This is a genomic window from Enterobacter cloacae complex sp. I1M (genome assembly GCF_014982425.1).
GTDB lineage: Bacteria > Pseudomonadota > Gammaproteobacteria > Enterobacterales > Enterobacteriaceae > Enterobacter > Enterobacter intestinihominis.
In genome coordinates this window covers 106,008-114,679 of the sequence record NZ_JADCLG010000042.1, presented here as the reverse complement: position 1 = coordinate 114,679, position 8,672 = coordinate 106,008, and the positions used below count along the sequence as shown (strand labels likewise).

The following is an 8,672-nucleotide window of genomic DNA, read 5'->3' as shown; positions in this document are numbered from 1 at the left end:
AAAATTACTGGGGATCCCTCTCCCGGTGGGAGAGGGTTAGGGTGAGGGCATCAGGCCGCAGAGCCTGATTGTCGGGTGGCGGCTTCGCCTTACCCGACCTACAAAACCTACTTCCGGTGAATGAATTCGACCGCTTTATCCGGGAAATCCGTAAACAATCCGTCCACATCCGCCTGGTTATACAGCACGTCGTAAAGCTGATTCACGTCCGTCGCATAATCCGGCAGCTGGTCTGCACGCACGGTATACGGATGCACCTGCATCTTGTTCGCATGCGCCTCTTTCACCATCGCCGTCAGCTTCACGTGGCCCGGCGTTGAGCCTTCCGCCACCAGCATGTGGTAATCCGGCCCGATGCCGTCGGCGTACTGCGCAATCTGCTTCATCGCGCCCGGCTTAAACATCCAGTCGTAGCTGTAGTTCACCCACTTCCCGTCCGGCTGTTTTTCCTGAGTTTCATTCCAGTCGGTATAGGCAATCAGCTGCACCAGATTGAGATCCATCCCCATCTTCGGCTCCAGCTCAGTTTTGATGCGCTTCAGTTCCGCGGCATCGAAACATTGCAGGAAAATCTTATCCTTCTTGCTGGTGTAGCCGTACTTTTTCAGTACCTCCAGCGTCTTCGCGGCAATGTCTTTTCCTTCCTGATGGTGGAACCACGGCGCTTTGATTTCCGGGTAGATACCGATATTTTTGCCCGTCGAGTGGTTCAGCCCCTGAACAAACTCGATCTCCTCTTCGAAGGTGTGAATACGGAAGTCAGACTTGCCCATCGGGAAACGCCCCGGATAGACCTGCACCTTCTTACCGTTCTCAATCTCGAAGCCCTCGGTAAACTTCAGCGAGCGGATCTCCGCCAGCGTGAAGTCGATGGCGTAGTAGCGGCCATCTTTACGGGCGCGGTTCGGGAAACGCTCCGCCACGTCCGTCACGCGGTCAAGATAGTGGTCATGCAGAACGACCAGCTGGTCGTCCTTCGTCATCACCAGATCCTGCTCCAGATAATCCGCGCCCTGGGCATAGGCCATCGCTTTTGCCGGCAGCGTATGCTCCGGCAGATAACCGCTGGCGCCACGGTGGGCGATCACGATTTTATCCGCCGCCAGCGCGGAGCCTGTCATCAGACCCGCCAGCAGCAGGCCTGTCGCTAACTGAGTTAATTTCATCGCAATGCTCCTTACTGACGACGCGCCAGCACCTCGGCATGGTGACGTTTTTCACCAATCATCACGACGATCAACAGCAGAACCGCCAGCACGCTGCCGCCAATCATCACCATAAAGCCACCGTCCCAGCCGAAGAAATCGACGGTGTAACCGACGATGGCACTTGCCGCCACTGAACCGCCGAGGTAGCCAAACAGACCGGTAAAGCCTGCCGCCGTGCCTGCCGCTTTCTTCGGCGCCAGCTCCAGCGCGTGCAGGCCGATCAGCATAACCGGACCATAAATCAGGAAGCCGATTACGATCATACAGGCCATATCCACACCCGGATTACCCGGTGGGTTAAGCCAGTAAACGACCGTCGCGATGGTAACCAGCGTCATAAAGAACACGCCTGTCGCCCCACGGTTGCCCTTAAACACTTTGTCCGACATCCAGCCGCAGATCAGCGTGCCGGGAATGCCCGCGTATTCATACAGGAAATAGGCCCAGGAGGATTTATCCAGCGCGAAGTGCTTCACCTCTTTCAGGTAAGTCGGGGACCAGTCGAGGATGCCGTAACGCAGCAGGTAGACAAACACGTTCGCCACCGCGATGTACCACAGCAGCTTGTTTGGCAGCACATACTTCATGAAGATCTGTTTCGCGGTCAGCTCTTCTTCGTGCTTCTCGCTGTAATCATCCGGGTAGTCGTTTTTGTACTCTTCAATCGGCGGCAGGCCGCAGGACTGCGGCGTGTCGCGCATCAGGGCGAAGGCGATAATCGCCACCAGAATGGCGCCAAAGGCAGGCATATAGAGCGCCGCGTGCCAGTCGTTGAACCAGGCCATCCCCAGCAGGAACAGCAGCGGCGGAAGCCCGCCCCCGACGTTATGCGCGCAGTTCCAGACCGATACAATCCCACCGCGCTCTTTCTGTGACCACCAGTGCACCATGGTACGTCCGCATGGCGGCCACCCCATCCCCTGGAACCAGCCGCAGAGGAACAGCAGTACGAACATGACGGCAATGCTGGAGGTCGCCCATGGCACAAAGCCCATGAACAGCATCACCGCTGCCGCGAGGATCAGACCGGCGGGCAGGAACACGCGCGGATTCGAGCGATCCGACACCGACCCCATAATGAACTTCGAAAAACCGTACGCGATGGAGATCCCCGACAGCGCAAAGCCCAGATCGCCGCGGGAGAAGCCTTGTTCCACCAGGTACGGCATGGCGAGCGCAAAGTTTTTACGTACCAGATAGTACGCCGCATACCCGAAGAAGATCCCGAGGAAGATTTGCCAACGCAGACGGCGGTAGAGAGGATCAATCTCTGCCTCTGGCAGTCGCGCCCGGTGTGGCGCAGGTTTAAAGATACTGAGCATAACAGCCTCCGTGGCCTTTCAAAAAATGACCGGGCATCTCGCGCCCGGCTACAGAGGCGGCGATGTTAAGAAATCACGGTGAATGTTACTGTGAATCAACGCACAGATTGTTACAGAAATATGACAGAATGCGCAAAAAAGCGCATGAAATCACGTTTCACTTTCGAATTTCGCGCGTTTATGTTCGAAATCAAACAAACCACACGATCAATGTGGCTAAATGCTAAAAAACGAACATAGAGGAAAGGCAATGACAATTCACGATCCACGCTTCAGCGATGTGATTATCATTGGCGGTGGCGCGACGGGTGCCGGCATCGCACGCGACTGCGCCCTGCGGGGATTGAGCGTCACGCTTCTGGAACGCCACGACATCGCCACCGGCGCAACGGGGCGTAACCACGGTCTGTTGCACAGCGGTGCCCGCTATGCGGTCACTGACGCTGAGTCCGCGCGCGAGTGTATTGCTGAAAACCAGATCCTCAGGCGCATCGCCCGCCACTGCGTTGAACCGACCAACGGCCTTTTTATCACCCTTCCCGAAGATGATTTCGGCTTTCAGCAAACCTTTATCACCGCCTGCACGGCGGCAGGCATTCAGGCCGAGGCGCTCGATCCTGCACAGGCGCGCCGTCTTGAACCCTCGGTAAACCCGGCGTTACTGGGCGCGGTAAAAGTGCCTGACGGAACCGTTGATCCTTTCCGCCTGACCGCCGCCAATATGCTCGACGCGCGGGAACACGGCGCACAGATCCTGACCGGGCATCACGTCACCGGGCTTATTCGTGAAGGTAATACCGTGCGCGGGGTGCGCGTGTGTGATACGCAGTACAATGAACACCGCGAGCTGTATGCCACCGTCGTGGTCAACGCGGCGGGGATCTGGGGCCAGCGCATCGCGGAATACGCCGATTTATCCGTCCGCATGTTCCCGGCCAAAGGCTCGCTGCTGATCCTCGACCATCGCATCAATAACCATGTCATCAACCGCTGCCGTAAACCGTCTGACGCCGACATCCTCGTGCCGGGGGACACCATTTCGTTGATCGGCACGACCTCAATGCATGTGGACTACAGCGAAATTGATTACAACCGCGTTACCGCCGAAGAGGTGGATATCCTGCTGCGCGAAGGGGAAAAGCTGGCCCCGGTGATGGCGCAGACGCGTATTCTGCGTGCCTACGCGGGCGTGCGTCCCCTCGTCGCCAGCGACAACGATCCGAGCGGGCGTAACGTCAGCCGCGGCATCGTGCTGCTCGATCACGCCGAACGCGACGGCATGGACGGGTTTATCACCATTACCGGCGGCAAGCTGATGACCTACCGGCTGATGGCGGAGTGGGCCACCGATGCCGTCTGCCGTAAGCTCGGTAACACCGCGCCGTGCGTGACGGCGGAGCGGGCCCTGCCCGGCTCGCAGCAATCGACAGAAAAAACGCTGCACAAAATCATTTCACTTCCTGCCCCGCTTCGCGGTTCGGCGATTTACCGCCACGGCGACCGCACCCCGACCTGGCTTGGTGAAGGGCGACTCAGCCGCAGCCTGGTGTGCGAATGCGAAGCCGTGACCGCAGGCGAGGTGCAATATGCCGTGGAAAACCTGACGGTGAACAACCTGCTTGATTTACGCCGCCGCACGCGAGTCGGGATGGGCACCTGTCAGGGGGAGCTGTGCGCCTGCCGTGCCGCCGGGCTGCTGCAACGTTTTCATGCCACCTCCTCAACCCAGTCGCTCGCCCAGCTCAGCGATTTTTTAAATGAGCGCTGGAAAGGCATTCAGCCCGTCGCCTGGGGCGATGCCCTGCGCGAAAGTGAGTTTACCCGCTGGGTCTATCAGGGACTTTGCGGTCTGGAGAAGGAGCACAACCATGAAATTTGATACCGTGATTGTGGGTGGAGGGCTGGCGGGCCTGCTGTGCGGTCTCAAACTGACGCAGCGGGGTCTGCGCTGCGCCATTGTCACTCGCGGTCAAAGTGCCCTGCACTTCTCCTCCGGCTCGCTGGATTTACTGGGCGCGCTATCGTTCGCCGATCTGCCGCCTGAACATCCCTACCGCCTGACGGGCGCAGAGAATATGGCCCGCTTTGCCTGCGAAACCGAACACCTGCTGACCGCCTGCGGCGCACGCATGCAGGGTGACGCCGAGCAAAATCATCAGCGCGTCACGCCGCTCGGCACTCTGCGCGCCGCCTGGCTTAGCCCGGAAGAGGTGCCTGTCGCCCCCATCGCTGTCGGGCACGTGCGGGTGGTGGGGATCAGCGGTTTCCTTGATTTCCAGCCGCATCTTGCCGCCGCGTCTCTCAGACAGCAGGGCATTCAGGTGGATACGGCGGAGATTGATCTCCCCGAGCTCGACGTGCTGCGCGAAAACCCCAGCGAGTTTCGTGCGGTGAACATTGCCCGCCTGCTGGATAATGAACGCTACTGGCCGCAGCTGTACGCGGCGCTTCAACCGCTCGGCGAGAGCTGCGACGCCCTGTTTATGCCCGCCTGTTTTGGCTTAACGGACAACCGGCTCTGGCGCTGGCTCTCGGCGCGCCTGCCCTGTACGCTCGGTTTACTGCCGACGCTCCCCCCTTCCGTGCCCGGCATTCGTCTGCATACCCAGCTTCAACGTCAGTTTGTCGCCCAGGGTGGCGTCTGGTTGGCAGGCGACGAGGTGAAAAAAATCACCCTGGCAGAGGGCGCGGTAAGCGAAATCTGGACCCGCAACCACGGCGACATCCCGCTTCGTGCACGCTATACGGTGCTGGCAAGCGGCAGCTTCTTCAGTAACGGTCTGCTGAGCAGCCGGGATGGCGTGCGTGAGGCAATTCTCGGGCTGGATGTCCGGCAAAGCGCTTCCCGCGCGGACTGGTATCAAAGCGATTTCTTCACCCCGCAGCCCTGGCAGCAGTTCGGCGTGATCGTCGATACCCAGCTGCGCCCGCAGCTGGGCGGGGAACCGGTTGAAAATCTTTACGCCATCGGCTCGGTTCTGGGCGGGTACGATCCCGTGGCACAGGGCTGCGGTGGCGGCGTCTGCGCCGTCACCGCGCTGCATGTCGCGGAGCAGATTATCCAGCGCAGGGAGGGAGCACAATGAACGACACCCGATTTGAAAGCTGTATCAAATGCACGGTCTGCACCACGGTTTGCCCGGTCAGCGGCGTCGATCCGCGCTATCCCGGCCCGAAACAGGCCGGCCCCGACGGGGAGCGTCTGCGCCTGAAGGACGGCGCGCTCTACGACGAGGCGCTGAAATACTGTATCAACTGTAAACGCTGCGAAGTTGCCTGCCCGTCGGACGTGAAAATAGGCGATATCATCCAGCGCGCCCGCGCCCGCTACAGTACGCAAAAACCGACGCTGCGCGACGCGATACTGAGCCACACCGATCTGATGGGCAGCCTCTCGACGCCTTTCGCGCCGGTCGTCAATGCCGCCACCGCCCTGAAGCCGGTGCGCAGGCTGCTGGATGCGACGCTCAAAATCGACCATCACCGCAGTCTGCCGAAATATTCTCACGGCACCTTCCGCCGCTGGTATAAATCCGTGGCGGCAGAACAGGCGCAGTTCGCTGAGCAGGTTGCCTTCTTCCACGGCTGCTACGTGAACTACAACCATCCGCAGCTGGGGAAAGACCTGCTGAAAGTGCTGAACGCCATGGGGACGGGCGTTCAGCTGCTGAGCAAAGAGAAGTGCTGCGGCGTTCCGCTGATTGCCAACGGTTTTACTGACAAAGCGCGCAGGCAGGCGAAAAGCAACGTCACCTCTTTGCGCGAGGCGATCGTCGACAACGGGATCCCGGTACTGGCGACGTCGTCAACCTGTACCTTCACGCTGCGCGATGAATATCCGCATCTGCTGGATGTGGATAACACCGGCCTGCGCGAGCACATTGAGCTGGCGACCCGTTTTCTCTGGCGCAAACTTGACAGTGGGCAGACGTTACCGCTGGGCAAATTGCCGCTGAAGGTGGTGTATCACACGCCATGTCATATGGAGAAGATGGGCTGGTCGATCTATACGCTGGAGCTGCTGCGGCTGATCCCGGGGCTGGAGCTGACGGTGCTGGACTCACGCTGCTGCGGCATCGCTGGCACCTACGGATTCAAGCGTGAAAACTACCCAACGTCACAGGCCATTGGCGCGCCGCTGTTCCGGCAGATTGAAGAGAGCGGCGCAAATATCGTGGTGACGGATTGTGAAACCTGCAAGTGGCAGATCGAGATGTCCACCAGCAAACGCTGTGAACATCCCATTACCTTGCTGGCAAACGCACTGGCGTAACCGTTGCCGGGGACACTCCCCCGGCACATTCTCACTCTACAAACAGCGATTCCACGACGTTGATCCAGCCGTGCTCGCTGGCGACCTCTTTCCCGTTCAGCCAGCGGCGCAGCATGTTCAGCGCCATCATCGCGCACACCTCCTGACGCACGGCCAGGCTGTGGCGGGTAATACTCATCTTCACCCGCAGGGCGTGGGTCCCTTCCGGCGTTGCCAGGGCAAAGTTGAGGTGCTCCTCATCCAGCCCGCCCACAAACAGCGCCAGTCCGGCGAAATGCTTCACTCTGCGCTCGGATGCCCAGCGCGCCGTCTGCGCCAGCGTCTCCTGCTGGAACGGCACCACTTCACTGGCCAGCAGCGGCGCACCCGCCCGGGTAAGCTGAAGCGCCAGAAGCCCACCGGTAAACTGCTCGCTTAACGTCACGCTTAGCTGGCGGGACTGCAAATGCGCTGCGATCTGCGCCGGCAGCCCTTCCGTTCCTTCGAAAATCAGGCTTTCCCCGGCGACGCGCTGCACTTCCGGCCACAGTGCCAGCATAGCGGCTTTCTCTGACGCCGGTCCGGTCAGCTTCAGTTCAATAATCGGCATGGAGGAGCGATAGCCCATCGACACGCCGGGAGGCAGTTGCAGGTGATCGAGGCTCTGAGCCAGATCGCTTTCCGAGCGGCCAAAGGTGGTCAGACGCAGGCACAGCGGCGGTTCAGGCAGCGTGAAGCGCGCGCGCAGGCGCGGCAGGATCTGCTGCTCGACCATCACTTTAAATTCCGACGGCACGCCCGGGGTGAAGAACATCAGGCAGCGGTTCAGCTGAACGGCAAACCCGCAGGCGGTGCCGACCGGGTTATCAATCAGTTCCGCGCTGGCGGGAATTTCAGCCTGCTTGCGGTTGCTGGGGGCCATCATGCGGCCACGCTCGGAGAAAAATCGCTCCATCTGTGCCAGCCACGCCTCGTGCAGGACCAGGCCTTCACCTCTGGCCGTGGCGGCGGCCAGCGCGCTGAGATCGTCGCTGGTGGGCCCAAGCCCGCCGTTCACAATCAGCACGTCGCAGCGTTCGCTGCGCTCGCGCAGAACGTTGACCAGCGACTCAAGATTGTCACCCACGGTGTTGCGGCGCGTTAACGGTAATCCTTGCTCAAAGAAGAGATCGGCGAGCCAGGCGGCATTGGTATCAATGATTTGCCCATGCAGCACTTCGTCGCCAGTGGATAACATTTCCACGTTTATCATTGTGTTCTCCCATTTCAATGGTCAAAACACTATAGCGCAATCGAAGACCGGGGGAAGAGAGAAACTGGCGCGACTGAACGCCGCGCCGAAAGGATTAGAAACCTGCGCTCACACCGATGTAGGGACCATCTGCCAGCGCGTTGTCGCGGTGGCCGTCTTTACCCGCCAGGTTCAGATAACGATAACCCGCTTCGATGGTGACAGGACGGATGATGGTCCAGCGTCCACCCACGTTGGCTTCCTCATAGCTATCGATACCGCTGGAGAGGGAATCCGGAGAGTAGTAGTACTCACCGAACAGGCCAAAGCTGTCGCCGATTTTCCACTGCAAACCGCCGCCCACTGCCGCCGCGTAACCTTCGTCGCCGTCGTTCGGGTTGGTGTAAATCCCTTTACCGCCGACTGTCGCCAGGAAAGGACCCAAAGGTACGTTGAAGCCCAGCCCCAGGCTTGCCGCATCCCCATCGTCGTCGTTATGCGTCCAGCCGCCGGTCATCGCCAGGCCTGCGCTATCCGTGCCAAGACCAAAGCCCAGGTGGGTATAATCTTCGCCCGCCGAGCCGTTGAAGGAAATAGCGTTGGCTGCTGCCGATACAAACATCAGGCCTAAGCCCATTAATGCCACTTTTTTCATTGTC

Annotated in this window: 7 protein-coding genes; 3 read left to right on the top strand and 4 right to left on the bottom strand. The window is 59.8% G+C overall.

The genetic code is table 11. The annotated features are described in order from the left end of the window. Positions 1-107: 107 nt before the first annotated feature. Positions 108-1,166 carry a glycerophosphodiester phosphodiesterase gene (gene glpQ / locus INF86_RS21205; protein ID WP_193543904.1) on the bottom strand — a complete coding sequence of 353 codons (1,059 nt, stop codon included), beginning with the start codon at positions 1,164-1,166 and terminating at the stop codon, positions 108-110. A gap of 11 nt (positions 1,167-1,177) precedes the next feature. Beyond that, positions 1,178-2,530: a glycerol-3-phosphate transporter gene (gene glpT / locus INF86_RS21200; RefSeq protein WP_022648804.1), complete on the bottom strand. Its 1,353-nt coding sequence runs from the start codon at positions 2,528-2,530 to the stop codon at positions 1,178-1,180. 250 nt (positions 2,531-2,780) lie between these two features. Between glpT and glpA the strand changes: the two genes are divergently transcribed. Genes glpA through glpC form a run of 3 tightly spaced genes read left to right on the top strand, consistent with a single transcriptional unit; the run spans position 2,781 to position 6,803 of the window. Next, a complete protein-coding gene (gene glpA, locus INF86_RS21195) occupies positions 2,781-4,409 on the top strand; it encodes an anaerobic glycerol-3-phosphate dehydrogenase subunit A (RefSeq protein WP_154051456.1) in 1,629 nt (542 codons plus the stop codon). After that, positions 4,399-5,616, top strand: coding sequence for a glycerol-3-phosphate dehydrogenase subunit GlpB (glpB, locus tag INF86_RS21190; RefSeq protein WP_154051457.1), 1,218 nt, complete (start codon positions 4,399-4,401; stop codon positions 5,614-5,616). The genes glpA and glpB overlap by 11 nt, the downstream gene beginning before the upstream one ends. Beyond that, positions 5,613-6,803 carry an anaerobic glycerol-3-phosphate dehydrogenase subunit GlpC gene (glpC, locus tag INF86_RS21185; RefSeq protein ID WP_154051458.1) on the top strand — a complete coding sequence of 397 codons (1,191 nt, stop codon included), beginning with the start codon at positions 5,613-5,615 and terminating at the stop codon, positions 6,801-6,803. Before glpB ends, glpC begins: the two co-directional genes overlap by 4 nt. A 31-nt stretch (positions 6,804-6,834) precedes the next feature. Here the strand turns inward: glpC and INF86_RS21180 are convergent, their stop codons facing one another. Together INF86_RS21180 and INF86_RS21175 are read right to left on the bottom strand one after the other, a co-directional pair. Then, on the bottom strand, positions 6,835-8,034 hold the full coding sequence (locus INF86_RS21180) for a nicotinamide mononucleotide deamidase-related protein YfaY (RefSeq protein WP_154051459.1): 1,200 nt from the start codon (positions 8,032-8,034) through the stop codon (positions 6,835-6,837). A gap of 94 nt (positions 8,035-8,128) precedes the next feature. Beyond that, entirely contained in the window at positions 8,129-8,668 is a 540-nt protein-coding gene (locus INF86_RS21175) for a YfaZ family outer membrane protein (RefSeq protein ID WP_022648809.1), read from the bottom strand. Between the last annotated feature and the right edge of the window lie 4 nt (positions 8,669-8,672).